This is a genomic window from Roseateles sp. GW835-FHT13E02, from assembly GCF_058794035.1.
In genome coordinates, this window is the sequence record NZ_JBXAGJ010000023.1 from 74,615 (window position 1) to 100,370 (window position 25,756).

The 25,756-nt window shown below is 67.5% G+C and carries 26 protein-coding genes; 2 read left to right on the top strand and 24 right to left on the bottom strand.

The annotated features are described in order from the left end of the window. Window positions 1–24: 24 nt before the first annotated feature. The 24 genes from AC1Q6P_RS20090 to AC1Q6P_RS20205 form a co-directional block, all read right to left on the bottom strand. Window positions 25–549: a DsbE family thiol:disulfide interchange protein gene (locus AC1Q6P_RS20090; protein WP_102767484.1), complete on the bottom strand. Its 525-nt coding sequence runs from the start codon at window positions 547–549 to the stop codon at window positions 25–27. Next, window positions 546–2,507 (bottom strand): heme lyase CcmF/NrfE family subunit, encoded by a 1,962-nt coding sequence (locus AC1Q6P_RS20095; RefSeq protein WP_492665657.1) that lies wholly within the window; start codon window positions 2,505–2,507, stop codon window positions 546–548. Before AC1Q6P_RS20095 ends, AC1Q6P_RS20090 begins: the two co-directional genes overlap by 4 nt. Next, on the bottom strand, window positions 2,504–2,971 hold the full coding sequence (gene ccmE / locus AC1Q6P_RS20100; protein ID WP_492665658.1) for a cytochrome c maturation protein CcmE: 468 nt from the start codon (window positions 2,969–2,971) through the stop codon (window positions 2,504–2,506). Before ccmE ends, AC1Q6P_RS20095 begins: the two co-directional genes overlap by 4 nt. Next, a complete protein-coding gene (gene ccmD / locus AC1Q6P_RS20105; RefSeq protein WP_102767482.1) occupies window positions 2,968–3,132 on the bottom strand; it encodes a heme exporter protein CcmD in 165 nt (54 codons plus the stop codon). Before ccmD ends, ccmE begins: the two co-directional genes overlap by 4 nt. Further along, window positions 3,129–3,881 carry a heme ABC transporter permease CcmC gene (ccmC, locus tag AC1Q6P_RS20110; RefSeq protein ID WP_492665659.1) on the bottom strand — a complete coding sequence of 251 codons (753 nt, stop codon included), beginning with the start codon at window positions 3,879–3,881 and terminating at the stop codon, window positions 3,129–3,131. The genes ccmD and ccmC overlap by 4 nt, the downstream gene beginning before the upstream one ends. Window positions 3,882–3,910: 29 nt before the next feature. Next, window positions 3,911–4,579: a heme exporter protein CcmB gene (gene ccmB, locus AC1Q6P_RS20115; RefSeq protein WP_492665660.1), complete on the bottom strand. Its 669-nt coding sequence runs from the start codon at window positions 4,577–4,579 to the stop codon at window positions 3,911–3,913. Beyond that, entirely contained in the window at window positions 4,576–5,184 is a 609-nt protein-coding gene (gene ccmA, locus AC1Q6P_RS20120; protein ID WP_492665661.1) for a heme ABC exporter ATP-binding protein CcmA, read from the bottom strand. Before ccmA ends, ccmB begins: the two co-directional genes overlap by 4 nt. Then, complete coding sequence (locus AC1Q6P_RS20125) at window positions 5,181–6,242, bottom strand: cytochrome D1 domain-containing protein (RefSeq protein WP_492665662.1); 1,062 nt, start codon at window positions 6,240–6,242, stop codon at window positions 5,181–5,183. The genes ccmA and AC1Q6P_RS20125 overlap by 4 nt, the downstream gene beginning before the upstream one ends. Continuing rightward, window positions 6,239–6,904 (bottom strand): Crp/Fnr family transcriptional regulator, encoded by a 666-nt coding sequence (locus tag AC1Q6P_RS20130; protein ID WP_492665663.1) that lies wholly within the window; start codon window positions 6,902–6,904, stop codon window positions 6,239–6,241. The genes AC1Q6P_RS20125 and AC1Q6P_RS20130 overlap by 4 nt, the downstream gene beginning before the upstream one ends. Before the next feature lie 195 nt (window positions 6,905–7,099). Beyond that, window positions 7,100–7,810 (bottom strand): Crp/Fnr family transcriptional regulator, encoded by a 711-nt coding sequence (locus AC1Q6P_RS20135; RefSeq protein ID WP_492665664.1) that lies wholly within the window; start codon window positions 7,808–7,810, stop codon window positions 7,100–7,102. 103 nt (window positions 7,811–7,913) lie between these two features. Continuing rightward, on the bottom strand, window positions 7,914–9,788 hold the full coding sequence (locus AC1Q6P_RS20140; protein WP_492665665.1) for a nitric oxide reductase activation protein NorD: 1,875 nt from the start codon (window positions 9,786–9,788) through the stop codon (window positions 7,914–7,916). A 16-nt stretch (window positions 9,789–9,804) separates the two neighbouring features. Beyond that, entirely contained in the window at window positions 9,805–10,800 is a 996-nt protein-coding gene (locus tag AC1Q6P_RS20145) for a 4Fe-4S binding protein (protein WP_492665666.1), read from the bottom strand. After that, the gene (locus AC1Q6P_RS20150; RefSeq protein WP_492665667.1) at window positions 10,793–11,602 is read right to left on the bottom strand and encodes a CbbQ/NirQ/NorQ/GpvN family protein; all 810 of its coding nucleotides are present in this window, start codon (window positions 11,600–11,602) and stop codon (window positions 10,793–10,795) included. The genes AC1Q6P_RS20145 and AC1Q6P_RS20150 overlap by 8 nt, the downstream gene beginning before the upstream one ends. Before the next feature lie 2 nt (window positions 11,603–11,604). Continuing rightward, window positions 11,605–13,047, bottom strand: a complete 1,443-nt coding sequence (locus tag AC1Q6P_RS20155) for a cbb3-type cytochrome c oxidase subunit I (RefSeq protein WP_492665668.1) — start codon at window positions 13,045–13,047, stop codon at window positions 11,605–11,607. Window positions 13,048–13,059: 12 nt separating this feature from the next. Further along, window positions 13,060–13,485: a c-type cytochrome gene (locus AC1Q6P_RS20160; protein ID WP_492665669.1), complete on the bottom strand. Its 426-nt coding sequence runs from the start codon at window positions 13,483–13,485 to the stop codon at window positions 13,060–13,062. 123 nt (window positions 13,486–13,608) lie between these two features. Then, complete coding sequence (locus AC1Q6P_RS20165; protein WP_492665670.1) at window positions 13,609–13,995, bottom strand: YkvA family protein; 387 nt, start codon at window positions 13,993–13,995, stop codon at window positions 13,609–13,611. 44 nt (window positions 13,996–14,039) lie between these two features. Continuing rightward, window positions 14,040–14,669 carry a nitrous oxide reductase accessory protein NosL gene (locus tag AC1Q6P_RS20170; RefSeq protein ID WP_492665671.1) on the bottom strand — a complete coding sequence of 210 codons (630 nt, stop codon included), beginning with the start codon at window positions 14,667–14,669 and terminating at the stop codon, window positions 14,040–14,042. Window positions 14,670–14,675: 6 nt separating this feature from the next. Further along, complete coding sequence (locus tag AC1Q6P_RS20175; RefSeq protein WP_492665672.1) at window positions 14,676–15,236, bottom strand: nitrous oxide reductase accessory protein NosL; 561 nt, start codon at window positions 15,234–15,236, stop codon at window positions 14,676–14,678. Further along, entirely contained in the window at window positions 15,233–16,057 is an 825-nt protein-coding gene (locus tag AC1Q6P_RS20180; RefSeq protein WP_171829201.1) for an ABC transporter permease, read from the bottom strand. Before AC1Q6P_RS20180 ends, AC1Q6P_RS20175 begins: the two co-directional genes overlap by 4 nt. Beyond that, window positions 16,057–17,043, bottom strand: a complete 987-nt coding sequence (locus tag AC1Q6P_RS20185) for an ABC transporter ATP-binding protein (protein WP_492665673.1) — start codon at window positions 17,041–17,043, stop codon at window positions 16,057–16,059. The genes AC1Q6P_RS20180 and AC1Q6P_RS20185 overlap by 1 nt, the downstream gene beginning before the upstream one ends. Next, on the bottom strand, window positions 17,018–18,337 hold the full coding sequence (locus AC1Q6P_RS20190) for a nitrous oxide reductase family maturation protein NosD (protein WP_492665674.1): 1,320 nt from the start codon (window positions 18,335–18,337) through the stop codon (window positions 17,018–17,020). Before AC1Q6P_RS20190 ends, AC1Q6P_RS20185 begins: the two co-directional genes overlap by 26 nt. Further along, a complete protein-coding gene (locus AC1Q6P_RS20195; RefSeq protein ID WP_492665675.1) occupies window positions 18,334–20,988 on the bottom strand; it encodes a 4Fe-4S binding protein in 2,655 nt (884 codons plus the stop codon). The genes AC1Q6P_RS20190 and AC1Q6P_RS20195 overlap by 4 nt, the downstream gene beginning before the upstream one ends. A 97-nt stretch (window positions 20,989–21,085) precedes the next feature. After that, window positions 21,086–23,032, bottom strand: a complete 1,947-nt coding sequence (nosZ, locus tag AC1Q6P_RS20200) for a TAT-dependent nitrous-oxide reductase (protein ID WP_492665676.1) — start codon at window positions 23,030–23,032, stop codon at window positions 21,086–21,088. Between the two features lie 14 nt (window positions 23,033–23,046). Beyond that, on the bottom strand, window positions 23,047–23,514 hold the full coding sequence (locus tag AC1Q6P_RS20205) for a DUF2946 family protein (protein WP_492665677.1): 468 nt from the start codon (window positions 23,512–23,514) through the stop codon (window positions 23,047–23,049). Window positions 23,515–23,631: 117 nt separating this feature from the next. Between AC1Q6P_RS20205 and AC1Q6P_RS20210 the strand changes: the two genes are divergently transcribed. After that, window positions 23,632–24,039 (top strand): c-type cytochrome, encoded by a 408-nt coding sequence (locus AC1Q6P_RS20210; RefSeq protein WP_492665678.1) that lies wholly within the window; start codon window positions 23,632–23,634, stop codon window positions 24,037–24,039. A gap of 10 nt (window positions 24,040–24,049) precedes the next feature. Continuing rightward, entirely contained in the window at window positions 24,050–25,096 is a 1,047-nt protein-coding gene (locus AC1Q6P_RS20215) for an FAD:protein FMN transferase (RefSeq protein ID WP_492665679.1), read from the top strand. The last annotated feature ends 660 nt before the right edge of the window (window positions 25,097–25,756 follow it).

Genomic DNA, 25,756 nt, shown 5'->3' on the forward strand with positions numbered 1-25,756 from the left:
CAAGCAGACACGCAGGCAGGGGTCTCATAGTCGGTCCAGCAAGGGTTCCAGGGTGTCGCGCAGCAGCTCGGCCGTCAGCGGGCCGACATGCTTGTAGCGAATCAGGCCCTGGCGGTCGATCACAAAGGTCTCGGGCACGCCGTAGACGCCCAGGTCGATGCCGACCTGGCCGCGCGTGTCCGAGCCGATGGCGCGGTAGGGGTTGCCCAGCTCTTTCAGCCAGCGCGTGGCCTGGGCGGGCTCGTCCTTGTAGTTCAGGCCCAGCAGCTGCAACTCCGGCCGACGCCGCGCCAGGTCCAGCAGCAGCGGGTGTTCTTCGCGGCAGGGGCCGCACCAGGAGGCCCAGACATTGAGCACGCTGACTTTTCCCGTCATGTCAGCCGAGCTCAGCGGCGCGCCGCCCTCCAGCAAGGGTGTCAGCACAAAGGCCGGCACCGGCTTGCCAATCAGCGGCGAGGGGATCTCGCGCGGCTTCAGCTGCAGGCCGCGCGCCAGGAACAGGGCCAGCACGGCAAAGCCCAGCAAGGGGATCAGCGCTTTGAGCTTCATGGGCGTGCGCTCGCTCCTTGGCCCTTGCTGCGGTAGCGTCGGTCGCTGGCGGCCAGCAGGCCGCCCAAGCCCATCAGCAGGCAGCCGCCCCAGATCCAGTTGACATAGGGCTTGATGGTGATGTGGACGATCCAGGCATCGGCCTGCTCATTGATCGGCTCGCTCAGCGAGACGTAGAGGTCGCGCAGCAGGCCACTGGCGATGCCGGCTTCGGTCATGGGCATCTCCTGGCTGCGGTAGAGCCGCTTCTCGGGGTACAGGGTGGCCACAGTCCGGCCCTCGCGTGTCACCTCCACCGTGCCGCGCATGGCGCGGTAGTTGGGGCCGTCCACGGCCCGCAACTCACTCAGGCGGAAGCTGTGCTCGCCCAGGCGGGCGCTCTCGCCGCGCTGCAGCGGCAGGTCCTGGCTCAGGGCCAGGCTGCCGACCAGGGTGACGCCGATGATGAAGACGCCGACGCCGGCATGAGCCAGCAGCATGGCGGCCGCCGAACGTGGCAGGGCGCGCGCGCGCGCCCACCAGCCCTGGCCCGGCGTTGGCCACAGGCGTTCACCCAGCTCCAGCGCCACCGACACCAGCACCCACCAGGCCAGCAGCAGGCCGCCCCAGGCGGCCAGGCTCAGCTGCGCCGTGGCCCAGCCATGGGCGCCGGCGGCCAGCGGGCTCAGCAGCAGCGGCCAACGCAGGCGACGCAGCAGTTCGGCGCTGTCCATGCCCTTCCAGCGCAGCAGCGGGCCCAGGCCCATCAGCAGGATCACCGGCGCCATCAGCGGCACGAACACCGCCTCGAAATAGGGCGGGCCGACCGAGATCTTCTGTCCGCTGACGGCATCCAGCGCCATTGGGTAGAGCGTGCCCAGCAGCACCGCGCCGCAGGCGGCCAGCAGCATCACATTGTTGGCCAGCAGCGTGGTTTCGCGGCTGCGCCAGTGGAAGCGCGGCCCCAGGCCGACCGCGCCGGCGCGTGCCGCATACAGGCTCAGCGAGCCGCCCACCACCAGCACCAGAAAGACCAGGATGGCCAGGCCGCGCTGCGGGTCGGTGGCGAAGGCATGGACCGAGCTGAGCACGCCCGAGCGGACCAGAAAGGTGCCCAGCAGGGACAGCGAGAAGGTGACGATGGCCAGCAGCACCGTCCAGGCCTTGAAGACACCGCGCTTTTCGCTGACGGCCAGCGAGTGCAGCAAGGCGGTGCCGGCCAGCCAGGGCATGAAGCTGGCGTTCTCGACCGGGTCCCAGAACCACCAGCCGCCCCAACCGAGCTCGTAGTAAGCCCACCAGCTGCCCAGGGCAATGCCCAGGGTCAGAAAGGCCCAGGCGGCGCTGGTCCAGGGCCGGGCGAAGCGCGCCCAGGTGGCGTTGAGCTCGCCGCCGGCCAAGGCCGCGATGGCGAAGGCGAAGGCCACGGCGAAGCCGACATAACCCATATACAGCATGGGTGGGTGCAGCACCATGCCGGGGTCCTGCAGCAGCGGGTTGAGGTCGCGGCCCTCGGGCAGGCCGGGCACCAGGCGGGCAAAGGGATTGGAGGTGACGAGCAGAAAGACCAGGAAGCCGGCCGCCAGCGCGCCCAGCACGCCCAGCACCCGTGCGCGCAGCGGCGCCGGCAGCTGCCGGCCGGCGGCCGCGACAGCCAAGGTCCAGGCCACCAGCAGCGCCACCCACAGCAACATCGAGCCCTCATGCCCGCCCCAGACCGCGGCGATGCGGTAGGCCAGGGGCAGCTCGCGGTTGGAATGCTGGGCCACATAGGCGACCGAGAAATCGCTGGCCACAAAAGCCTGGGTCAAGGCCAGATAGCCCAGGCCGACCAGGGCCGCCAAGGCCAGGGTCAAGGGCCGGTCCAGCGCCATCCAGTCGGCGCGTTGGCGCTGTGCGCCCAGCACCGGCATGCCGGCCAGCAGCAGGGCCACGCCCAGGGCCAGCCAGAGGGCGAGATGTCCGAGTTCGGGGATCACGGCGTGCTGCCTTTCAGGGGCTGGGCGGCGCGCTCGCGGGCCTGCTGGCTGCGCTGCAGCGCGTCGGCGGCCTCGGGCGGCATGTAGTTCTCGTCATGCTTGGCCAGCACCTCGCGGGCCAGGAACTGACGGCCCTGCAACTGGCCTTGTGCGACCACGCCCTTGCCCTCTTTGAACAAGTCAGGCAGGGCACCGCTGAAGCTGACGGGCACCTGCTCGCTGCCGTCGCTGATCACGAACTGCACCTGCACGCCTTCGCGCCGGACGCTGCCCGGCTGCACCAGGCCGCCAATGCGGAAGCTGCGGCCTTGCGGCGCCTCTTGCGCGGCCACCTGGCTGGGCGTGTAGAAGAAGACCAGATTGCTGCGGAAGGCATTCATGACCAGGGCCGCGATGGCGCCCAGGGCCAGCAGGCCGGCAGCGATCAGCAGCAGGCGGCGATGGCGGGTTTTTTTGATCTTCATGCGCCGTCCTCTTCGGACAGTTGCTGCAAGGCCTGGCTGTGGCGGCGCCGGGCCAGGCCCACCTCGACCAGCATCCAGAGCAGGGCCGAGCCGTAGCTGCCCCAGACAAAAAAACCGTAGCCGTCCATATGGAAGAAATCGGCGGCGCTGTGCCAGTTCATACGGCTTGTCCTTTCTTGCTCAGGGCCTGCACCCAGGCCTTGCCTTGTTCGCGCTCCAGGATCAAGCCGCGGGCGCGGGTGAAGATGACGGCGAAGGCGTAGGCCCAGCAGGCCAGGCTCATCACGGCCAGGGCCTGCAACATGGTCTCGGCCATGCGCGGCGCGGCCGTCAGGCTGATGCTGGCACCCTGGTGTAAGGTGTTCCACCAGCGCACGCTGAAATAGATGATGGGCACATTGACCACGCCGACCAGAGCCAGCAGGGCGCCGGCCGGGTCGGCCCGCTGCGGGTCCTCGATGGCGTGCACCAAGGCCAGATAGCCGAGGTAGAGAAACAGCAGGATCAGCTCCGAGGTCAGGCGCGCGTCCCAAACCCACCAGCTGCCCCAGCTCGGCTGGCCCCATAGCGCGCCGCTGAGCAGGGCAATCACGGTGAAGCCGGCGCCGGTCGGTGCGATCGCCCGCGCCAGCAGCGAGGCCATGCGTGCCTTGAAGGCCCAGCCGATGGCGGCCCAGAAAGCCAGGGCCAGATAGAGCAGCATGGACAGCCAGGCTGCCGGCACATGGATGAAGAGGATGCGATAGGCCTGGCCCTGGGTGGCGTCGGTCGGCGCTTTGAAAAAGGCCAGGAACAGGCCCAGGGCCGCCAGCCCCGCGGCCAGCAGCCACAGGCCCGGCAACAGGCGGCCGGCCAGCGCGTAAAAACGCGAGGGCGCGGCATAGGTGTAGAAGCGGTGCGTGCGTGTCATGGGATGTGGGGGCGAGCTCAGCATGCCCATCAGATCAGGGCGATGCGCAGGGCCGCGGCGGTGGCTGCGGGCAGGGCCAGCAGGGCGCCGATCAGCAGGGCGGCCAGCAGGGAAAGATGGCCGTCAACAGGCAGGCCGGCCTCCAGCGCGCCGACGGCGCCGCTGCCGAAGATCAGAACAGGCACCGCCAGCGGCAGCACGATCAGCAGATTGAGCAAGGCGCCGTTGCGCAGGCCCAGGGTCAGGGCGGCGGCCAGATTGCCCAGCAGGCTCAGGGTCGGCGTGCCCAGCAGCAGGCTCAGCATCAAGAGACCGAGGCTGTCGCTGTGCATGCCGTACATCAGGCCCAGCAGCGGCGTGGCCAGCAGCAGGGGCAGGCCATGGCTCAGCCAGTGCGCCAGGGCCTTGACGGCGGCCAGGCGCCAGGCCGAGTGCGGCGGCAGCAGCAACTGGTCCAGGCTGCCGTCCTGGGCATCGGCGGCATACAGGCTGTGCAGGGACAAGAGACTGGCCAGCAAGGCCAGCACCCACAGCACGCCCGGCGCCATGCGCCGCAACTGCTCGGGTTCGGGCCCCAGGCCGAGGGGGAACAGGCAGGCGGCCAGCAGCAAAAAGGCCACCGGCAGGCCAGCGTCGACGGGCCGGCGCATCGCCAGGCGCAGCTCGCGCTGCAGCAGCAGCCAGCTCGTGGGCGTCATGGGCGGCCTCCGCTCAGTGGCAGCTGGCGGCTGGCCAGCCCAGGCAGATGCTGGTGGCTGGTGAACAGCACCGCACCGCCTGCGGCCGCATGGCTGCTCAGCAGAGCGCACAACTGCTGCACGCTGTCGTCGTCCAGCGCATCGAAGGGCTCGTCCAGCAGCCAGCAAGCACCCGCCTGCGGCAGGGCCAGCGATGCCAAGGCGGCGCGGCGTTGCTGGCCCTGACTGAGCTGAGCGCTGCGGCGGCTGCGCATGGGCGCCAGCCCGAAGTGCTTCAGCGCCTGCAGCAGGCTGGCCTCATCGTCCGCCAGGCCTTGCCAGCGGGCCTGAAAGCGCAAGCCCTCCAGCACGGTCAGGTCCGGCTTCAGGCCATTGCTGTGGCCGAGAAAGCGCAAAGCCGCCGAATGCTGGATGCCGCCTCGCTCAGCCGGCCGCAGGCCCGCAAGCGTGCGCAGCAAGGTGGTCTTGCCGCTGCCATTGCTGCCCTGAAGCCAGACGATGTCGCCCGCGTTCAGCTGCAAGCTGAACTCCTCGAACAGGCTGCGGCCTCCGCGTTGGCAGCTCAGCTGCTTGGCGCTCAGCAAGCAGGGCGAGGCCATGCTCATGATTCCGCTCCATCGCCGCCGACGCAGGCGTCTGCCGGTTCCACCGCATCAGCCACAACGGTCGGCCTGGGGTAGCGCCCTTTCAGCTGGCTCCACGGCAACTTTCGCAGTGCGTCAGTCAGCGACGCGCTCTGGGCCTGGCCCATAGCGTTTGCGATCTTGGGCAGGTCCAGGCCAAGCGGTGGGTGAAGGCGCTGCAGGTCGATGAACTCCAACCGGTCCTGACCCTGGTCCTGCGCCGGAACGGCCAGGACGGGATGGCCTTGTCGTTCAAAGAGCAGGCCCGCGCTCAGCTTCACGGAGCGGCTGAGCGGCATGCTGGCGATGGCACGGCGAACATCGAGGTGGAGCAGTTGCAGCTGCAGCCCGCCGCCCGCCCTGGGCTGCAGCGTGAGCCAGATGTGAGGGGCGGCTGTGCCCATCAGCCAGTCCAGCACGGGCGCTTCCAGCGGTGTGCGTCGCGGATGCAGATATCCCGGCTTGCCTAGGGCTTCGCCCATGCGGTAGTCATGGACCAGACCGTCATGGACTTCCTCTGCCAGCGGGTCGTATGAAATCTCCCAAACCTCAGCCAGGTCCTGCAGTGCAACCAGAAAGCTGCGGCGTTCCGGAAGGTCGCGGATGGCTGCGACGCGTGTGCGCTGCCGGCCGTCCAGGCTTTGCAAGGCAATCGTCTTGACCCGCTGCAGCCGTGCATCGAAGAGCTGCAAGGCGCTGGCCTGATCGGTGCTGGCCAGCAGCCAGCGGCCATCGCTGCTCAGGGCCAAGGCTTCGAGCGAGGAGGCGACCCGTCGCTCCTGCCGCAGGCTGCTTGGGTTCATGTCAAACACGGCCACCCATCCGTCTCGCGATGCCAGCACCAGCTGGCGGTCCTTGGAGGCGAGCAGGGGCGGCAGGTCGGCACAGTTCAGAGCCTCAGCCTTGGATTCGGCCGCGGCGAGCGGACTGGCCTCGCCGCCCGCAGATGCACTGGGCAACAAGGCGAGAAGACCCAGGCAAGCGAGCAGGCCATGGCGCAGCCACAAACCGGCACCGGTGCTGAAACAGCAGCTGCTCATTGCAGGGTGTAACTCGCCAATTCCTCGGGCTGCAGGATGTGGATGTCGCGCCGCGAAATCTGAATCAGGCCTTCGTCCTCCAGTTCGCGCAGCACCCGTGAGAAGTATTCGGGGGTCAAGCTCAGGCGCGAGGCGATCGTCGCCTTGCTGACGGGCAGCGACACCGTGTGGGGTGCGCGCCGTTCGGGGCTGTGCCGCTGGTCTTCCAGCAGGAAGCCGACGACACGCTGCAGACCGCTGCGCAGGCAATAGCTCTCCACATCGTGCTGCAGGCCGCGGATGCGTTGCGATGCGTCGGCCAGCAGACGCAGGGCAAAACCGGGGTCGCGCTTGATCTGGGCCGTGATGGCGCGCTTGGGGATGCGCAGCAGCAGCGTTTCCGTCAGGGTCTGCGCATTGAATGCCTGGGGCTGGTCGTTGAAGATCGACGACTCGCCGATGGTTTGTCCGGGCCCGATCAGCTCCAGCACCTTTTCCCCGCCATGGGTGGCCAAGGCAAACACCTTGACCTGCCCCGTGATGATGATCATCAAGTGTTCGCAGGTCTCGCCGCTGCTGAACAGGGCCTGGCCGCGAGGCAGGCGCATCAGGCTGCTGCCTTGGTCCACGATCAGGCCGAGATCCGCTTCACTCAGGCCCTGGAACATGGGATGAACCGCCATGTATCGCGGCAGCTCAGAGGCGGTAGAACGATGGGCAGTGGGCATGGCTTGAGCCTTGTCGAGCTGGGAAAGAAGGGCTTGCGGGGGCCATTCTGTTCAGCGCCGACGGTGCTCATTTGACCTGTATCAAGCGGCCTGACGCAGTAGTTCTACGGAACGATGGTCAATACTCCTTTCGAACGATGGGTGCTTGCATCAGCCCGCTTGCTGGCCGCCGGTGTAGGCCGCCAAGCTGGCGACATCTCGAATGCGGATGTCGCGCTTGTCCACTTCGATCAAGCCCGCGGCTTCGAGCTCATGCAGCACGCGAGAGAAGTACTCGGGCGTCAGGCTCAGGCGCGAGGCGATGGTGGCTTTGCTCACCGGCAGGGACACCGTGACCATCTCGCCGCTGACACGGTCCTCGGCCAGTTGGTCGCGCAGCAGGTAGCCGATCACGCGCTGCACGCCGCTGTGCAGTGCATAGGCCTGGACATCATGGACCAGACCGTGCAGGCGGCGAGAGATGCCCGCCAGCATGCGCAACGCGAAGCGGCTGTCGTGCTCGATCTCGGTCAGCACCGCGTGCTTGGACACCGAGAGCAGCAAGGTGTCGGTCAGGGCCTGGGCATTGATGATGTAGGGGCGGCCCGTGAACATCAGCGCCTCCGCGAAGCTGTGTCCCGGACCGACCAGTTCGATCACTTTTTCCTGCCCCGCCGGAGAGATGGCAAAGAGCTTGACCTGCCCGGTGACGGTGACGTGGAACTCTTCGCAGGGCTGGCCGACGCGGAACACCGGATCGCCGCGCGTCAGACGACGCAGGCTGCAGCCTTGCGCCAGCCGTGCCAGCTCTGGAGCACTGAGATCGGTGAACAAGGGCAGCACAGAGAGGTAACGAGGTAGATCAAACGCGCGCATGTCCATGGCCTGGCTCCGATCTTGGGGTTCTTGTCGAGAGCCCGATTGTCGAGACGACCCGCGCCCGGCCACTTGACATCGCTCAAGCCCACAGCCCCTGCTGCCCAGTTCAGACGCCGCGCGTCAACCTGCTGTAGACCCCGGCGAGGCGCAGCGGCAACTCGGTCGGGCGGGCCACGCGAGCCCAGCCCTGGTGACCGAAGAGATGGGGCAGATAGTCCTGGGCCTGCTCGTCGATGCTCAGGCAAAAGGGCTGCAGGCCGGCGCGGCGCGCCTCGCGCACTGCTTCGCGCGTGTCCTCGATACCCCAGCGGCCCTCGTAGACATCGAGGTCATTGGGCTTGCCGTCGGTCAGCAGCAGCAGCAGTCGCTGGCGCTCGGGGCGCTCTTGCAGCCGGCGTGTGGCCAGGCGAATCGCTGCGCCCATGCGGGTGTAGTAGCCAGGCTTGATCGCGCCGACCCGGCTCTGCACCGGGCCGGACCAGGCTTCCTCGAAGCCCTTGAGTTGATGGATGCGCACCTGGCTGCGCCGCACCGAGCTGAAGCCCAGCATGGCAAAGGGGTCGCCGCAGCCATGCAAGGCCTCGCCGAAGACATAGAGCGCATCGCGGATCACATCGATCACGCGCTGCTCGTTGTTGGCATAGGCATCGGTGGACAGGGACAGATCGGCCAGCAGCAAGGTGGCCAGGCTGCGCTCGCTGCGCTGGCGCCGGGCCCAGACTTGCGGCTCGGGGCTGCTGCTGGCGTGCAGGCCGCCCAGATGCCGCACCCAGGCATCGAGATCGAGCATCTCACCCTCGTTGCAGCCGCGCTGCCATTGCGGCGCGCTGCGCAGGGTTTCGAGGCGGCGGCGCAGGCGGCGGGCGGTCTGGCGCAGGGCGACTGGCGGTACAAAGGCGGGGCCACCGGGCCGCGCCACCAGGGTCTGCACCCGGCAATGTTCGGGCAGCAGGCATTGCCGCTTCCAGTCCCATTCGGGCAGCGACTCGCCCTCGCCCAGGGGCAGGTCGTCGGCGCTGGCGCTGGGCAGGTCGAGGTCGAACTTGATGCGTGCGGCGCTGGCCGAGCCCTCGCGCGCCAGCGTCAGCTCCTCCATATCGTCGGCCGCGGCGCGTGCCTCGTCCTCGTCGGTCTCGTCCTCGCTGGCCCGGTCCAGGGGCACATGTTCGCTCCAGCTGCGCAGGGACTCGGCCTTGGAGGCCAGCAGCAGCGGTGCCCGCTGCGATGCCGGCTTGGCCGGGCGGACGCGGCGGCGCTTCGCTTTCTCTTGTTCCTGCCGAGCTTGCTGCCCGCCGCCCGCGGCCGCGCTGCGCGCCTGGCCCGTCGCTCCCGCCGCAGCCGCAGGCAGGGCCTGCAGCCACAGCCAGACCGGGGCCAGCAGCGGGGCCTCCACATCGAAGCTGCCATCGATGCTGCCATCGATCCTGGTCAGCCCGGGCTCGGCCAGCAGCAGGTCCTGCAGGCGCGCCTCGGCCGCCCGCGCCTCGGGCGTGCGCAGCGCCACGGCCTCGGCGCGGCGCTGGGCCAAATGGGCCTCGCGCAAGCGCAGCCAGCGCGGCCGCAGGCCCGGGCAGCGCTGCAGGGCCAGCTGGCAAGCGGCCAGGTTGTCGCCCGCCCAGCTGCCGGTGGCACCGGGTTCGAAACAGGCGGCCAGGGCGGCCAGCCAGAGGTAGAGGTCGCGGTTCAGTGCCGCCTGCTCGAACAGGGTGATGCGCGGCGGCAGGGCCAGGGTCTCGCTGTCCAAGCGCGGCAGGGCGGCGCGCGTGCCGCTGCCGGCCAGGCGCTGCAGCCAGTGGCGCGGGCCTCCGATGCGCATATCGGCCGCGGGCACGATGCGCAGGCTGTGGCTGCCGCCGGCGGCGCGGTAGAGCAGGCCGGCGGCCTGCTGCACATCGGGCAGCGTCACGGCGGCCCCGGCATGGCCGCGCTCGGCGGCTCCGGTGATGAAGCGATGCCAGCGTTCGCCGATCCACTCTTCCATGGTCTAACTTCCTACTTCAAGGGTCGGTTCTGTTGCTGTTTTTTTGCGATTGACGCAGCGTCTCACGCAGCGCGTCCACGCCCACTGTCCATTCCAGCTGAGGCTGGGGCAGCTGCGGCTGCGCCTGTTGCGACTCGGCGCATTGGTCCACGCAGCGGCCGCATTGCACGCAGGAGAACATCAGGCGCTTGATCTGGCGCGGCCGCAGCCGCATCGGGCAGACGCGGTCGCAGGCGCTGCCCTCGGGCGCACGCTCGGTGCTGCAGGTCCGGCAGTCGCTGGCGCGTTCGCGCTTGAAGGCCACGACCAGGGCGCGCGGGTTGGCCATCCAGGCCAGGCTCTGGAACAGGCCGACGGCGCAGCCGAAGCGGCAGAACAGGTGGCGGGCGAACAGCAGCTCCAGGGTGAAGGCGCTGCCGGCAATCAGGATGAAGCGGCTCTGGTTGACGGTCAGTGTGCCTTGCAGCAGGCCGCCCCAGATCGCTTGCGGCGGCAGCAGATAGGTCAGCAGGGTGATGGCCCAGAGAAAGCCGAAACCCGCGCAGCTCAAGGCATAGACCGGCCACCAGCGGCGCTGCGCGGTCTCGCCCGGCCGCAGGCTGGCCTGCTCGTCCCAGAGGCTGAATTTGCCGCAGGCCTTGTGCAGCAAGGCGTTCAGGCCTTCGACCAGCGAGAAATGTGGGCACAGCCAGCCGCAGTACAGCCGGCCCCAACGCCAGGCCACACCAAGAAAAAGCGCCACCAGGGCCAGGCCCGGCAGGATGCCGCGCAGGATCAGGCTCAGGGCCGCTTGATCGGCGCTGACTTCGCCGCGCTGCAGGGCGCTGATGCCCAGAATCCAGCGCTGGCCCAAGACCCAAAGCTGTGTTTCGTTGAGGTCGAAGCGCAGCAGGTTCAGGGCCGGCGCCAGCAGGAAGAGGGCGAAGAAGGCCAACTGCGTGGCGCGCCGGCGGCGCTGCTGCCGCTGGCTGTGCTGAACAGAAGAGCCCGTCGCGGGGCCAGGATCAGGCATCGCCGATCACCGCGCGCAGCACCTCGTGCAGGGCGGCGCCGGTGTCGGCCTCGTCCGTCAGCGCGTCGACGATGGCCGCGCGGCAGGCGGGCAGCAGGGCCAGGCCGGCCACATGCAGGCGCGCCGCCATCACCAGCAGCCGGGTGCTGGCGGTTTCTTCCAGGTCTTGCTCGGTCAGGCGGCGCAGGGCCTGGGCCAGGCGAACTAGCTGGGCGGCCACCTCGTCCGAACAGCCGCTCTCGCTGGCGACGATGGCGCGCTCGATGGCCGGCGCCGGGTAGTCCAGGCCCAGGGCGACGAAGCGCTGGCGGGTGCTGGGCTTCAGGCCCTTGAGCAGGTTCTGGTAGCCGGGGTTGTAGCTGATCACCAGCATGAAGCCGGGCGCAGCCTGCAGCAGCTCGCCGGTGCGCTCGATGGCCAGCTGGCGCCGGTCATCGGCCAGCGGGTGCAGGACCACGGTGGTGTCCTTGCGCGCCTCGACCACCTCGTCCAGATAGCAGATCGCGCCTTCGCGAACGGCCCGGGTCAGCGGGCCGTCGCACCAGCGCGAGTCGCCGCCCTGGATCAGGTGGCGGCCGACCAGGTCGGCCGCGCTGAGGTCGTCATGGCAGCTGACCGTGATCAGTGGCCGGCCCAGCCGGGCCGCCATATGCTCGACCAGGCGGGTCTTGCCGCAGCCGGTCGGGCCCTTGATCAGCAGGGGCAGGCGGCTGGCATGGGCCTGCTCGAAGAGCCGGCATTCCTCGCCTTGGGGCGCATAGAAGGGCAGTTGTTGCAACTGCCTGGCACTGTGCATTTCCATGCTCAGGCCGCGCGGGGCAAGGCGCCGTTTTGCGGGGCGCTTTCGTGCAGGGCTTCATCTTCGACCCGGCCGGGGCCGACGAAGAAGCTGGCCAGATAAGCCAGCAGGCCCAGCAGGAACATCACGCCGCCGGCCATGCGCAGCCAGTAGAAGAAACGCAGCTGGTCTTGCGTGGCCATGAAGCTCATCGCGCCCTCGGTGGGCATGCGCTGCAGCCAGACCTGCAGGATGCCGGCGCCGGTCAGGGCCAGCACCATCACGCCCATGCCTATGGTCATGATCCAGAAGCTCCACAACTCCACGCTCTGGGCACGGCGCGGGTTGGCCTCACGGCCGCGCAGCAGGGGCATGGCATAACTGATCATTGCAATGACCACCAGCACATAGGCGCCGTAGAAGGCCAGGTGGCCGTGGGCGGCGGTGATCTGGCTGCCATGGGTGTAGTAATTGACCGGGCTCAGGGTGTGCAGGAAGCCCCAGACGCCGGCGCCGAGGAAGCCCATCACCGCGCAGCCCACGGCCCAGAGCACGGCCGCCTGGTTCGGATGCTCGCGCTTGCGCCGCTGCACCATATTGAAGGCGAACAAGGTCATCATGAAGAAGGGGATGGGCTCTAGGGCGCTGAACACACTGCCGACCCACAGCCAGTAGCCTGGCAGACCGATGAAGAAGAAGTGGTGGCCGGTACCCAGGATGCCGGTGACCAGGGCCATGGTAACGATCAGGTACAGCCACTTGTCGATCACTTCACGGTCCACGCCGGTGGTCTTGATCAGCACAAAGGCCAGCAGCGCGCCCAGGATCAGCTCCCAAGTGCCTTCCACCCAGAGGTGAACCACGAACCACCAGTACATCTTGTCGCGCACCAGATTGCTGGGGTTGACGAAGCTGAACAGGAACATCAGGGCCAGGCCCCACAAGCCCATCAGCAGCACCAGGGTGATGGCGGTCTTGCGGCCCTTCAGCACCGTCATGCTGATGTTGAAGAGAAAAGCCAGGGCGACGACGACGATGCCCAGCTTGGTCGGCAGCGGCTGCTCCAGGAATTCGCGCCCCATGGTGGCCAGCAGGTTGTTGCCGGTCATCTCGGCCAGCGTGGCATAGGGCACCAGCAGATAGCCGAGTATGGTCAGCGCGCCGGCGCCCAGGAAGACCCAGAACAGGATCTTGGCCAGCAGCGGGCTGTAAAGCTCGGTCTCCGCCTCCTCGGGCACCAGGAAATAGGCGCTGCCCATAAAGCCCATCAGCAGCCACACGATCAGCAGATTCGTGTGCACCATGCGGGCGATATTGAAGGGAATGGCCGGGAACATCAGGTCCCCGATCAGGTACTGCAGGCCCAGGGTGATGCCGAAGACGATCTGGCCAAGAAAGAGTGCCAGTGCGCCGATGAAGTAGAGCTTGGCGACGGCCTGGGATTTGTATTTGAGGGTGATGGGTTTCATGGTTTCTTCTCCTCAGCCTTCCAGATTCGGCGGCCACTTTTCGGTGTCGACACCGTTCGTCCACCTGAGGAACTCAACGAGGTCATCGAGCTGCTTGTCGTCGAGCTGGAAGTTGGGCATCTGGCGGCGGCCGGGGGCGCCGGTCGGCTGGGCCTTGATCCAGGCCTTGATGAAGTCAGGGCCGCGGCGCTTGTAGACATTGCCCAGCTCGGGCGCGAAATAGGCGCCTTCGCCGAGCAGGGTGTGGCAGCCGATGCAGTTGCGGGTTTCCCAGATGTGCTTGCCGCGCACCACGGCCGGCGTCAGTTCGCCGGCATTGGATCGCTTGGGAATTCTTTGCTCGGTGTCGAAGATCAGCGCGGCGAACAGCAGCACGAAGAACAAGGTGCCTCCGTAGAAGATATTGCGCGCCATCTGGCTGGTGAAGCCTCGGCTCATGATGGTCCGTCCTCAGGGTCTGTTGCAGATGCCGCAAGACTAGGGACTTATGTCAGCCGCTTCCTTGAACCGGAACAAGGAAATCGGCTCTGCTGCCAGCGCTATCGATGGGGGGCTTCCCGCTCAACGCCACAGGGCAAGCCAGACCGCCATCGTGGCGGCCAGCCAGACCAGCAGGACCAGGGCCGCACCGAGCCAGGACACCGGCTTGCGTCTTTCCTGGCGCAGCCAGTCCTCGGCCAGGCGCCGGCAGTCCGCCAGCACCTCGGGCGGCAGCAGGCGCAGGCCGAGATGGATCAGGATGGGCAACAGCAGCAAATCGTCGAGATAGCCCAGCACAGGGATGAAGTCCGGGATCAGGTCGATGGGGCTCAAGGCATAGGCCACGATCAGGGCCGCCAGGGCCTTGGCATGCCAGGGCGTGCCCGGGTGGCGGCCGGCGAACCACAGGCTCAGGCCATCGCGCTTGAGACGACGGGCCCAGTTTCGTAGCTGCTGGATGACAGTCATGGCAGCCATCATGACAGGGCTGCAATTTCCCCCGCTCCGGCGCCTCAATGCCCGAGATGGGCTCTTGGGTCGAGTCGACGCAAGAGTGCGTTGGGCACCTCGGCCAGGCGCAGCGCTTGCCCACCGCGCCGCTGCGCGAAGGCCAGCGCCGCCGCGCGGTCGGCAAAAGCCGGCAGATTGCCGGCCCGCATCGGTCCCAGCGCATCGGAACCGCTGACGAAGACGGCCAACCCGGCGTCCAGCCAGGCGCCTGGCTGGGCACGGTTGCCGCCCGCGTCACGGACATAACGTGCTGCGACCTCGGTGACACTGCGGCCACGCGCATAGCGGCCGACGTCCTGCAGATAGATCAGCAGGGACACCGGCGAATCGAAGAACTGCGTAGCGCCGTCGCTGAAGATCAGCTGCGCCGCCCACTCCGGCGCACGCGCCGGGAACATGCCGCAGACCGGGCAGCGCGCATCGCCTGGGATGGGGCGAGCCTGCAGCAGGCCCAGGCCCGAGCTCGGCTCATAGGCCAGCGGCGGTGCCAGCACGCAGAAATCGTCCACCGGCAGGGCTGCTGCCGCGGCCGGCGAGCGCTGGCGCGCCCAGAGCAGGCCGGCGCCCAGCAGGCCGCTTGCCGCGAGGCCGGCCGCCAGCAGGCGGCGCCGCGCGAAGGGCGAGCGCATCATGGATGTCTACATCCGGCTGTCATGCAGGGCGCCGCCGCTGAGGTCCACCATCTCGGGGCGGATCTCGGCATAGCGCAGCAGGCGGCCGCCCCAGCTCTTGATGAAAGCCTGGGCCTGGTCCTCGCGACTGAAGCTGGCCAGGGTCGGGCCCATGGAACCATGGCGTTTGCTGCCCAACACATAGAGGCCGTTCTTGGCTTCGAACCAGTGGCCGCGCGGCTGTTCCCAGTCGGCCAGGCCCATGTCCTGCACAAAGGCGGCGCGCACGGCGCGCACCTGCTCGGGCCGCAGCAAGGTGTTGAACAGCTCCACCGTGTCGCAGAAGAACAGGGGCTGCGGTGTGCCCTCGTAGAAGATCTGCGCCTTGGGGCCGGGGTAGTCGGCCAAGAGCATGCCGTCGAGGTCGCAGGTGCTGCGTGGGTCGATCTCGGCCGGGACCAGGGCTTGCTGGCTGTCCTCGGCCGATTTGCCGCAGGCGGCCAGGCCCAGGCCCGCCAGTCCCGCCATGCCGGCGATCAGCAGGCTGCGGCGCGGCAGCACGGGGGATGAATCAAGCAGTGTTTTCATGAACGGAATCTCCAGCGTGCCAGGGCCAGCGGCAGCACGATCCAGACCCCCATGACCAGGCCCATCAACCAGGGCTTGGCCATGGCCGGCGGCACCAAGGTGCCCAGGCCGTAGAGCGTGCGCATGTCCTCCAGCGAAAAGATATTGAGGATGCGAAACACATCGGCCGGGTTCAGCAGCAAGGCATAGGCCAGGGCGTCGCCGGCCAGCCAGCCACCCCCGGCGCCGGCCACCAGCAGGCCCAGCAGCACCAGGTCGAACACCAGCACGAAGAAGAACCAGAGGGCGATGGCCAGGCCTGAGGCCCGGGTGCGCTCGCGCGCCAGCACCGAGAGCAGCACGGCCAGGCTCAAAAAGGCCAGGCCCAGCAGCAGGGCGCTGAGCACAAAGCCCAGGTAGTGGTAGAGCCCGGCCCAGCCGAATTGCTGCCACAGCAGGCCGGCCACCAGGGCAAAACCGCTCAGGGTGGACAGGCTCAAGGCGGCGGCCAGGCCCAGGTACTTGCCCAGCAGCAGCTCCAGCCGGGTGATGGGCAGGGCCAGCAGCAGGTCCAGGCTGCCGCGCTCGCGTTCGCCGACCACGGCGTCGAAACCCAGCAGCAGGGCGATCAGCGGGATCAGGTAGATGACCAGGCTGACCAGGCTGGCGATGATGAACTCGATCGAGCGCGGCCCGATCTGGCCCTGGGCGGAGCCGCCGAAGTAGGTGATGGCCAGCGAGAACAAGGTGAACACCAGGGCCACGGCCAGCACCCAGCGGTTGCGCATGCGTTCGCGGAACTCCTTGGCAGCGAGGGTCAGGATCTGTCGTGCGGCTTCCATCAGGCGGGCCTCCGGGCGGCGTCACCGAGGCCGAAGAACAGGTCTTCGAGCGAGGGCTCCAGAATCTTCAGGTCCAGCAGGCGCGAGCCCAGCTGGGTGGCAAGGGCCAGCGCGGCCATCTTGTGTTCGCGCGGGCAGCTCAGGCTGAGCCTGCAGTCCTGGGCGCGCTGCTGCAAGCCCAGGCCGGGCAAGCCCTGCTTGTCCAACAGTTGGCCGGCAAACAGCACATCGGCCTCGCTGGCCAGGCTCAGCTCGATGTGCAGCGGCGCCTGCTGCTGCTCGCGCAGTGACTGCACGGTGCCCAGGGCCTGGATGCGGCCGGCGGCCATGATGGCCAGGCGGTCGACCCGCTCCTGCAGCTCGGCCAGGATGTGCGAGGTGATCAGCACCGTCACGCCCTGCTCGCGCAGCGCTTGCAGGCTGCGGTAGAAATCGCGGATGGCTTGCGGGTCCAGGCCGTTGCTCGGTTCGTCGAGGAACAGCAGCTGGGGCCGGCCCAGCAAGGCCTGGGCAAAGCCGAGGCGCTGGCGCATGCCTTTGGAGTACTCGCGCAGCGGCCGGTGGCCGGCGTCGGCCAGACCGACCTGCTCCAGCAGCGGCTGGCATTGCGCGGCCGCTGCGCCCTTCAGGCGGGCGAAGAACTGCAAGGTCTCCAGTCCGCTGAGGTTGTCGTACAGCACCACGTTTTCGGGCAGGTAGCCCAGGCCGCGCCGGATGGCGCGGAAGTCGCCACCGCTGATGGGCCGGCCCTGGATCAGCACCTCGCCGCAGCTGGGCGCGACCAGGCCCAGCATCATCTTGAACAAGGTGCTCTTGCCGGCGCCGTTGTGGCCGATCAGGCCGAAGATCTCGCCGCGCTGCACGCGCAGGTCGACGCCGTCGACCGCGCGCAGGCTGCCGTACTGCTTGCTCAGGCCGCGCAGCTCGATGGCCGGGCTGCCGCCCTCGCCGGACCTGCCGTCATTGGCCGGGATAGTGCTTGTCACGCCATTCACTCCATTGCTTGTGGGCCGCCCGCATCTGCGGACGGGGGTCGATCACGCTGGGCACGCGCAGCACCGGGAACTGCTGGCCGACCAGGCGCAGGGCCTGGATGGCCGGGCTGGACAGCAGCAGCTTGAGGCCGGGGTAGCGCCAGCTCAGGCGGTCCACCATGTCATTGGCCTCGTAGGGCACGTCGCCGCGGCCGTCGCCATTGCGGTCCCAGCCGAGGTAGTTGCTCCAGTGGTTGCCGGCGCACTGCTCGGGCGGGACCGGTTTGCCACGATCCTTGCGGTCTTTGGGCAAGGGGCAACCCCAGACCTCGTCGCGCGCGCCGATGTAGCGGATCTGCTCGCGGTTGGCGATGAAGTCATTGCCCTCGACCACATTGCGGGTCGAGCCGGCCGAGAGGTGCACGCCGACATGGTTGTCGACGATCAGATTGCCTTTCAGCGTCGCGTACTCGACGTCGTAGATGAAGAAGCCGCGGTTGTTGCCGGCGATGATGTTGTTCTCGATCAGCGAGTCCTGCAGCGTGCGCAGCATGATGCCGTGGTCGCTATTGCCCCAGGTACGGTTGCCGCGCACGACCTGGTCGCGCACCTCCATCAAGGCCAGGCCACCGCGGTTGTAGTAGCTGTCGTTGTCCTCCCACAGGTTGTAGTAGGAGTTCATGTAGTGGCTGCCGTAGCGGCTGTGGTGCAGCTTGTTGCCGCGAAAGACGGCGTGGTGCGAGACATCGACATAGAGCGCGTCGCGCACAAAGCCGATGTTGTTGCCGATGATGCGGGCGCCGGTGGTGTTGTAGAGCTGGATGCCGTTGCCGCGCTGCGAGCTGTTGTACTCGCGCTTGCCGGTGATCAAGTTGGCTTCGATGCGTACATCGTTGGCCTTCTCGATCCACAGGCCGAACAAGTTGTACGTCAGGTCGCAGTTCTGAACCACGGCCCGGTGTGCGCCGGGGCGCAGATAGATGCCGGCGTTCTGGTCCTTGAGGCTGTCGCCCGAGTCGCGCACGATCAGGCCCTCGATCGTCACATCGGGGGCTGTCACTCGCAGCGTGTCGCCCTGCATGGCACCGCTCAGCGTCGGCCGACCGATGCCGCGCAGGGTCAGCGGCTTGTCGACCGTGAAATTGCCGCGGTACAGGGCACGCTCCACTTCTACGGTGTCTCCTGGGCTGGCACCATCCAAAGCCTGCTGCAGCGATTCACCGGGGCGCACGCGCAAGGTGGCGGCACCGGCTGTGCTGGCGATCAGGAGCAGGGAGGTCAGCCAGGCGGCTGCGCTTGCCCTCATGCCGACAGCCCGCCCATGGACTTGAGCGCGAGGAAGAGCACGGCACCGATCAAGAGGTTCTTGAAGCCGACATAGCTGAGCATGTCCATCACGCTGGCGCGGCGGTAGTTGGCTTTCCACCAGGGGCCGTCCTTGACATAGCGTTTGCCGGCCAGGCGGATCAGCACCTCGTAGACGCTCCAGCCGAACCACCAGGCGATGATGGCGCTCTGCGAGAGCCGCCCACTGCCGGCCAGCACCCAGGCCAGGCTGGCGGCCAGGGCCAGGGAGAAGCCGGCGATCTGCAGCGCTCGCTGGCTGGCGAAGGCACCGGCATTCCAGGGCCAGAGATGGTCCCAGAGCTCGCGCGCCAGCCAGGCCAGGCCGCTGCGGCCGGCCTTGTGCGCGGGGCTTACGGCCTCGCTGGGCATGCGCGGGTCGGGGCCGGCGGCGACCTTGGCCGAGATCGCCGGCACCGAGTCGATGGGGATGAAATAGCCGTCGCGGCCGATCGGCGTGATCAAGAGGCCGTCGCGCTCGCGCCGCTTGCGTTCCTTGGCCAGGGGCGGGCAGCCCTTGGCATCGGTGTAGAGAATCATGCAGTCCAGGCAGTGCAGGCATTCGCGGTGGTCGATGCGGCCGGCCGCGTCGATCGCCAGCGAGCCGCAGCCAACCGCGCAGGCCTTGCAGCTGTTGCAGTCCTGCTTGCGCTTGAGGCCGAACCAGCGGAAGGTGCTGGGCATGGCCAGGGCCGCGCCGAGCGGGCAGATGTATTTGCAATAGGGCCGCTCGATGAAGAGCGAGACACCCAGGATCAGGCAAACGAAGAGGCCGTAGGGCCAGGCGCGATGGCTGATGCCGACCAGAAAGGTGGTCTTGAACGGCTCCACCTCGGCCAGCTTTTCGGCCAGGCCCATGGAGAACATGGACACGCTCAGCAGGCCGAAGAAGACGCCGTACTTGAGCCATTTGAGCCGGTCGTGCCAGCGCTGCGGCAGATGGCCTTGCCAGCGCTTCAGGCCCAGCTTGCTGCCCAGTTTGTACATCGCCTCGGACAGCGAACCGAAGGGGCACATCCAGCCGCAAAACAGGCCACGGCCGAACAGGAAGACGGTGGCGATGATGAAGATCCAGAAGCAGAAGATGAAGGGGTCGCTGAGGAAGAGCGACCAGGTCCACTGGAACAGCAAGGCATGGAACCAGGTCAGCACCTGGGTGATGGAGGGCTGGGCCATGGCGCCGAAGCCGACGAAGGCGATGCTCAGCGCCCAGGCCGTGTACTTGAAGCCATTGACCGGCCATTTGTTCTTGTGCGTGGACAGGCGGGTCAGGCGCTCGCGCAGGGCATAGACCACGGTCACCGTCAGCAGCAGGACGACGAAGAGCGCGATCTCCAGCGCCCGACTCTTCCAGACCTGCACCCAGGGCGCGGCGGCCTCGGGCAGGGTCGGGCGGCCACCCTGCAGCAGCTGATCATCGAGCCAGACCTGGGCGTCGAAATTGACGAAGCTGCGCGTGCCGGTGGCGCGCTCGACCTTGTTGCCCAGAAAGGCCAGCTTCCAGGGGTAGGCGGGCGAGAAGCTCTTGTTGCGGACGATGAAGATGGCCGACTCGTCAAAGGCCGGCGCGCCTTCGGCCTGCAGGCCGTAGAGATTGAGGTAGTCGAGGTCGCGGAAGGTGAAGGCATCGGCGCCTTGCTTGAGCTGCACCCGGTCGTAGAGACCGCCGCGCACAAAGCCCGAGCCCTTGAAGGACTCCACGCCGGCGCTGCGCACCACGAAGATGGCATGCTCGCCCGGCTTGAGCGAGGCCTGCAGCTGCTGCCGGCCGCGCTCGCCCAGCAGGCTGCGGGCGACATCGGGGTGGTTGAGGTCACCAAACCAGAGTTCGATGAAGGGCTGGTCGCTGTGCGCCAAGCCCAGCTGCTCGCTGCGCACGCTCAGGCGCTGCAAAGCGCCCAGCGCCTTCAGCTGCGCCCAGCTGAGCGCCTGTCCCGCGGGTTCGGTGGCCTGGTAGCGGGCGGCTTCGCGCAGAGTGGGCGGCAGGATGCCGACCTGGCGGGCCACGGCCTGGCCCGAGGCCATCATGACCTGGTTCTGCGCGATCACGGTGACGGTGGCGCCGGAGATGGCGTCCAGGCCCAGCACGCCTTCATCGGGGCGTGACTGGCCGACCTCGATCTTGTCGGCCACCGACTTGCCCAGGTACTGCTTGTTGAAGTTCAGCAGCGCGGACTCGGGAATGCCAAGCAACAGGATGGGCTCGGAATGCTTGAGCACCTGGGTGCCGACGAAACGGCCGGCCCGGTCCATGCCGATCAGGGTGACCACCGGCTTGCCGGAGTAGGCCGGCGTGTCGGTGATGTCGGTGGACAGCATCACATAGCCCAGCAGCGGCTTCTTGCCGGCGGCATCGGCGGCGCCGTAAGCCTCGACATAGGGCGGCGTGCCCATGCGCTCGGAAAAGCTCTGCGCGCCGGGAAAGACATGGGTGCAGGGCAGCAGGGCGCAGAGATCGCGGGCCTGAGCCAGGCCTGCGGGCAGCTCTGCCTCGTAGGCACCTTCTTTCGCGCTGGCGGTGCCGGTGAGGAGGGCGGTGAAAGCAAGCAAAAACGCGGCCAGACAGAAGCTGCGCTTCAGTGTGGCCGCCAAGAGATGGCATCGGGAGAACATGGTCACTTTCAGGGGTCCGGCGCCCGGGCCTGTTTGAGGTCCAGGTGGGCGCCGGGGCTCAGATCGGCGGGGCTCGAGTCCGCCGGTCTGTGCGCGCTCAGGCTTCAACAATCATCCGCGTGCGCATCTCGAGGTGCAGGGCATGGCAGAAGTGGGTGCAGTAGCACCAGTACACGCCCGGCTTGTCAGCCACGAAGGTCACCGAGGCGGTTTCCTGTGGGTTGACGATGAAGTTGACGTTGTACTTGGGGATGGCAAAGCCGTGCGTCAGATCCTCGATCTTGTCCAGATTGGTCAAGGTCAGGGTCACCACATCGCCCTTCTTCAGCTTGAACTCGCGCAGGCTGAAGGCCGGGGCTTGCGAAGTCATCTTGACCTCGACCTTGTTGCCCTTGCGGAACACGCCCGATTCCTTGGGGTCCTTGACCGCATTGGGGAACTCGTCGAGTTCGTAGACCTTCTTCGGATTCAGCAATTCGCGCTTGAAGATGATGAAGTCATGCGGCTCGCCGCGCACCGGGTGGTCGGCCATCAGCACCATCTTCTCGCCCGAGATGTCGATCAGCTGCTCGTTCTCCGGGTGCAGGGGGCCGACCGGCAGGAAGCGGTCCTTGGAGAATTTGCAACCGACGGCCAGGTACTTGCCGTCCGCGGCGCGGGTCTCCGACTGGCTGGCGTTCAGGTGGCCCGGCTGGTACTGCACATCGATGCGGTCGACCACGTACTTGGCGCTCTTGTCGCCGGCATGGAACTTGATGGCAGCCTCAAGATTCCACTTGACCACCTGGCTGTCCAGGAAGAGCGTGGTGTAGGCATTGCCGCGGCCGTCGAAAGCGGTGTGCAAAGGGCCCAGGCCCAGCTCGACCTCGGCGACGATGGCCTTGTCCGGCGACTCCAGCTTGCCGTCGAAGTAATCGAGCACCTTGGCCAGCTCGATCACGGTGCCGGTGGGCGAGAGCTTGCCGGCGCAGATGAAGTACTTGGCGTCCGGGCTGGCATTGACACCGTGCGGGTTCTTGGGCACCGAGACGTAGGCGGTCAGCGCGGTCTTGGGGTCTTTGTTGGCGGCGTGCGTGCCGTCCACCACCGGCACCTTGGAGTCGCCATAGGTCTTGAACTTGCCGGCCTTGACCGCGGCCTCGATGCGGGCGATGTTGAAGAACAGGCAGGCATCGCGCTCGGAGGACATCATGTCCTCGTACTTGGCGCCCATCTCGGTGTTGTACTGGTTGGTGGCGGCCAGCTTGCCGTCGTAGGAGGTGGCGGTCAGGTCGCAGTTGCCGTCGATCAGCACTTGCCAGCGGACCTCCATGCTCTCGGCATCGACGCAGGTGAACAGCGAGTGATAGGTGCTCGCGTCTTCGTTGCCGGCCGTGTTGGGCAGGGGGACGGAGAACTCACCGCCGCAGAACACGCGGGTGGTGTAGTTGATCTTCGGGTCCACCGGGTCGGCCTTGTCGGGGAAGATGCCGTGGAAGCCCTGCACATTGGGCAGCTCGGTGATCTTGTCGCAGACGAAGTAGTCCAGGCGGATGCGGGCGATGCGGCTGTTGATCTTGTCGTTGATCCAGGCGTAGCGGCCGTCGTAGTTGCCGTCCTTGTAGGAGGCATGGGTGTGGTGAGTGTCGGCGACGGTGTACTTCAGGCTGCCGTCGGCCTTGGTGCCCATGACCTTCTTGGATTCGTTGGTGTGGCCCCAGCCGACCAGGGCATCGGGCACGAAGCAGGGGATGCGGGTGATCTCGCGGCCCGAGGGCAGGCCCAGCACGCGCATATCGCCGGTGTGGCCGCCGCTCCAGAGTCCGTAGTAGCTGTCCAGCTCACCGGGCTTCAGATGTGCTGCGTTGGCGGCGCCGCTGCCTGCCGCGGCATGGCCACCCGGCGCCGGGCCGGAGGCGGCCGCCGGAGCGGTTGTGCCAGGCTTGTCGCTGCAAGCGACGGCGCCAAGGGTCAGGCCGGCCAAGGCGGCGCTGTTGACGAAGCGGCGGCGGCCCAGTGCGGGCTGTTCGATGGCGGCCGGTGTCTTGCTCTTCTTGTCGTTCATGGAGGACGTCCTCTTCAGTGGAATCGTGGGTTCGGAGGGCCGCGTGCCGGGGGCGGCGCGGCGCGGAAGGTGAGAGGGGCGGGCGGCCTGCTTGCGTCCGCCAGGCCGGGGCCGGTAAGCGGCATGGCTGGCTGCCAGAGGCCAGGGCTGGGCAAGGGTCCCAGCAACAGGCAGTTAGGACAGTCCAGGCCCGAGGGGCTGCCGGCATTGCCGCCAGCGCCGTCGTCATCGCCGAGCTGAACCAGGCGCATCTGCCCGGAGCCCGAGCAGACCAGGTCCAGCCTGCCGTGCTCGATCAGCGGTGCCGCCCAGGCCGCCGCCATCGCCAGCAGCAGCCAGCCGAGCGCGCAGCGGCGCAGCGTTCGGCTGAAGGTGGGGACGAGGGTGGCGGAGCACATGGGGCGGAGGGGATCGCGTTGGGCATCAGAAAGCTTGCAGCGATGATCCCGACCCGGGTCGCTGTACGCCTTGAACTGGTTCAAGAAAAGCAAATAGAGCGGGCTTGGCTGCAGATATCGCTGGCCGGGCCTTCTCCCGGCGCTGCGCGCTTCCTAGAATCTGCGCAGAACACCGCTTTGGTGCCACCTGAAAGATTAGTTATGTCCAAGTTTGTCAAAACCACACTGGCGCTGGCCGGACTGCTCGTGCTGCTGAGCGCCTGCGGCAAGAAAGAAGAGGCCGCCGAACCGACGCCAACGACCACGCCCGCCGTCGCGGCGGCACCGGTGCCTAGTGCGCCGGCCGTGGCCGAGAACACCGTCGGCAAGAGCATCTATGGCAAGACCTGCGCCATGTGCCATGCGGCCGGCGTGGCCGGTGCACCCAAGCCCGGCGACAAAGCCGACTGGGGCCCGCGCATCGCCCAGGGCAAGGACCTGCTCTACAAGCATGCGCTGGAAGGCTTCACCGGTGCCAAGGGCATGATGCCGGCCCGCGGCGGCGGTGCTTCGCTCAGCGACGAGGACGTCAAGGCCGCGGTCGACCATATGGTGGCCTTGTCCCAGTGAGGATCCGACCATGAAGCGACCGGCCCCCTCCGGCGCCGCCCTGTCGCGGCGCTGCGCTCTGGCCTGGGCCTTGCCGCTGCTGGCCTCGGCGGCAGCCCTGCCACAGCCGGCGCGAGCCATGGCCACGCAGCGCCGCGATTCGCGCCCTCTGCTCGGAACCCGGGTGGACATGGTGGCCGAGGGCGGCTCGGCCGCCTTCCTGGCCGAGGCCATGGACAGCGCCTTCGGCGAGATGGCGCGGCTGAGCGCCATGATGAGCCGCTACGAGCCCGAGAGCGCGCTCAGCCGCATCAACCAGGCCGCGGGGCGCAGCGCCGTGGCGGTGCCCGGCGAGCTGATGGCCGTGCTCCAGACCGGCCTTGCGCTGCATCGGCGCACCGAGGGCTGGTTCGACATGACCGTTGGCGCGCTCAAGAGCTGGCGCTTCGAACCGGGTCGGCATGGAGCGGTGCCGAATGAAGGCATCTTGGCGCAGGAGCGCAGCTTGGTGGATGCCGCGGGCCTGCGCCTGGATCCTGCTGCAGGCCGCGCGCATTTGCTGCGGCCCGGCATGGCGCTGGATTTGGGCGGCGTGGCCAAGCTGCCGATCTTGGCGGCCGGTATGCGCCGCTTGCAAGACTGGGGTGTGGCGAACGCCTTGATCAATGGCGGCGGCGATGTGCTCTACCGCGGCGGCAACCAAGGTCGCCCTTGGCGGGTTGGATTGCGCGATCCGCGGCGGCCGCAGCAAGTGCTCGGCGTGCTCGATTTGCAAGGCCAGGGCGTGCTGGCGGCCAGTGGCGACTACGAGCGCTACTTCATCGCAGACGGCCAGCGGCAGCACCATATTCTCAGCCCCCGCTCCGGCCGCCCCAGCCAAGGCGCTTGTGGCGTCAGCTTGTGGGCGCGCGATGTGGACCAGGTCAACGGCCTCGGTGCGGCCTTCATGCTGGGCGGGCACGGCTACAGCCGCGACTATCTGGGGCGCACTCCTGAATTGCAGGCCTTGCTGGTCTACCCCGACCAAACCGTGTGGGCCACGTCGGGCATGCAGCGAGCCCTGCGTCCTTGGGGCTAGCTGGTCTGCGCGTTGCCCCTTCATCAACGGGCATCTTGGGTGTCATGCCTCGCGGTGCCGCGTACATCGCCGTTGCAAGAAGCCGTTTCTCCCAGAGCTGACGAGTTGGGCTTTTCAACTCAAGGCCCCAGCCGAGGCTGAGCACGCACCCACCCCGGTATGCATACATTCCCAGTGCCTGCTGCATCTCATCGGGCAGCGGAGAGCCCGAGGAGTCGGGGGGAGGTGAAGGCTGGCGCCGCGAGGTTCGCTTCGGGTTGATTGCAGTTGGTCGGATTTGGCAATCGTGGGGCAGCAATGTGCCCAAAGCCGAAGTTCGTCGAACTTCAGCACTAGGCTGAACTGAGTCAGGCGCGGCCAGGGTCCTGATTGAACGTTTCCACCAGCATTGGTCACTGAAGATCGGCGGCTTCGACCGACTGCTTCACTCAATCACCGGTCGTTCGTCAACGATCTTGATGGCGAGTCGCGAGATTGCCGCTGGAACTCGACTGCAATTGCTCCTAATCGGCAAGAACCGATGCACTGCCGCCGTTAGACAGGCGGAGTCAGCTGCTGGCCTGCCGGAACCCAACCAGTACTTCTGAATCGCCCCGGGTTCCGAGGAGGCCTGTTGGTTTAAGTCAGGCGGTCGCGGCCTGACCAGCGCGGTGACGATGG

Bases quoted from the DNA above. Each gene is read 5' to 3' on its own strand.
- AC1Q6P_RS20125 (WP_492665662.1), bottom strand. From the start codon at position 6,242: ATGAGCAGCTGCTGTTTCAGCACCGGTGCCGGTTTGTGGCTGCGCCAT.
- AC1Q6P_RS20180 (WP_171829201.1), bottom strand. From the start codon at position 16,057: ATGGAAGCCGCACGACAGATCCTGACCCTCGCTGCCAAGGAGTTCCGC.
- AC1Q6P_RS20155 (WP_492665668.1), bottom strand. From the start codon at position 13,047: ATGAAACCCATCACCCTCAAATACAAATCCCAGGCCGTCGCCAAGCTC.
- ccmD (WP_102767482.1), bottom strand. From the start codon at position 3,132: ATGAACTGGCACAGCGCCGCCGATTTCTTCCATATGGACGGCTACGGT.
- ccmB (WP_492665660.1), bottom strand. From the start codon at position 4,579: ATGACGCCCACGAGCTGGCTGCTGCTGCAGCGCGAGCTGCGCCTGGCG.
- AC1Q6P_RS20150 (WP_492665667.1), bottom strand. From the start codon at position 11,602: ATGGAAATGCACAGTGCCAGGCAGTTGCAACAACTGCCCTTCTATGCG.
- AC1Q6P_RS20215 (WP_492665679.1), top strand. From the start codon at position 24,050: ATGAAGCGACCGGCCCCCTCCGGCGCCGCCCTGTCGCGGCGCTGCGCT.
- nosZ (WP_492665676.1), bottom strand. From the start codon at position 23,032: ATGAACGACAAGAAGAGCAAGACACCGGCCGCCATCGAACAGCCCGCA.
- AC1Q6P_RS20090 (WP_102767484.1), bottom strand. From the start codon at position 549: ATGAAGCTCAAAGCGCTGATCCCCTTGCTGGGCTTTGCCGTGCTGGCC.
- AC1Q6P_RS20195 (WP_492665675.1), bottom strand. From the start codon at position 20,988: ATGTTCTCCCGATGCCATCTCTTGGCGGCCACACTGAAGCGCAGCTTC.
- ccmA (WP_492665661.1), bottom strand. From the start codon at position 5,184: ATGAGCATGGCCTCGCCCTGCTTGCTGAGCGCCAAGCAGCTGAGCTGC.
- ccmE (WP_492665658.1), bottom strand. From the start codon at position 2,971: ATGAAGATCAAAAAAACCCGCCATCGCCGCCTGCTGCTGATCGCTGCC.
- AC1Q6P_RS20145 (WP_492665666.1), bottom strand. From the start codon at position 10,800: ATGCCTGATCCTGGCCCCGCGACGGGCTCTTCTGTTCAGCACAGCCAG.
- AC1Q6P_RS20135 (WP_492665664.1), bottom strand. From the start codon at position 7,810: ATGGACATGCGCGCGTTTGATCTACCTCGTTACCTCTCTGTGCTGCCC.
- AC1Q6P_RS20130 (WP_492665663.1), bottom strand. From the start codon at position 6,904: ATGGCGGTTCATCCCATGTTCCAGGGCCTGAGTGAAGCGGATCTCGGC.
- AC1Q6P_RS20160 (WP_492665669.1), bottom strand. From the start codon at position 13,485: ATGAGCCGAGGCTTCACCAGCCAGATGGCGCGCAATATCTTCTACGGA.
- AC1Q6P_RS20175 (WP_492665672.1), bottom strand. From the start codon at position 15,236: ATGAAAACACTGCTTGATTCATCCCCCGTGCTGCCGCGCCGCAGCCTG.
- AC1Q6P_RS20210 (WP_492665678.1), top strand. From the start codon at position 23,632: ATGTCCAAGTTTGTCAAAACCACACTGGCGCTGGCCGGACTGCTCGTG.
- AC1Q6P_RS20190 (WP_492665674.1), bottom strand. From the start codon at position 18,337: ATGAGGGCAAGCGCAGCCGCCTGGCTGACCTCCCTGCTCCTGATCGCC.
- AC1Q6P_RS20140 (WP_492665665.1), bottom strand. From the start codon at position 9,788: ATGGAAGAGTGGATCGGCGAACGCTGGCATCGCTTCATCACCGGAGCC.
- AC1Q6P_RS20170 (WP_492665671.1), bottom strand. From the start codon at position 14,669: ATGATGCGCTCGCCCTTCGCGCGGCGCCGCCTGCTGGCGGCCGGCCTC.
- ccmC (WP_492665659.1), bottom strand. From the start codon at position 3,881: ATGACACGCACGCACCGCTTCTACACCTATGCCGCGCCCTCGCGTTTT.
- AC1Q6P_RS20165 (WP_492665670.1), bottom strand. From the start codon at position 13,995: ATGACTGTCATCCAGCAGCTACGAAACTGGGCCCGTCGTCTCAAGCGC.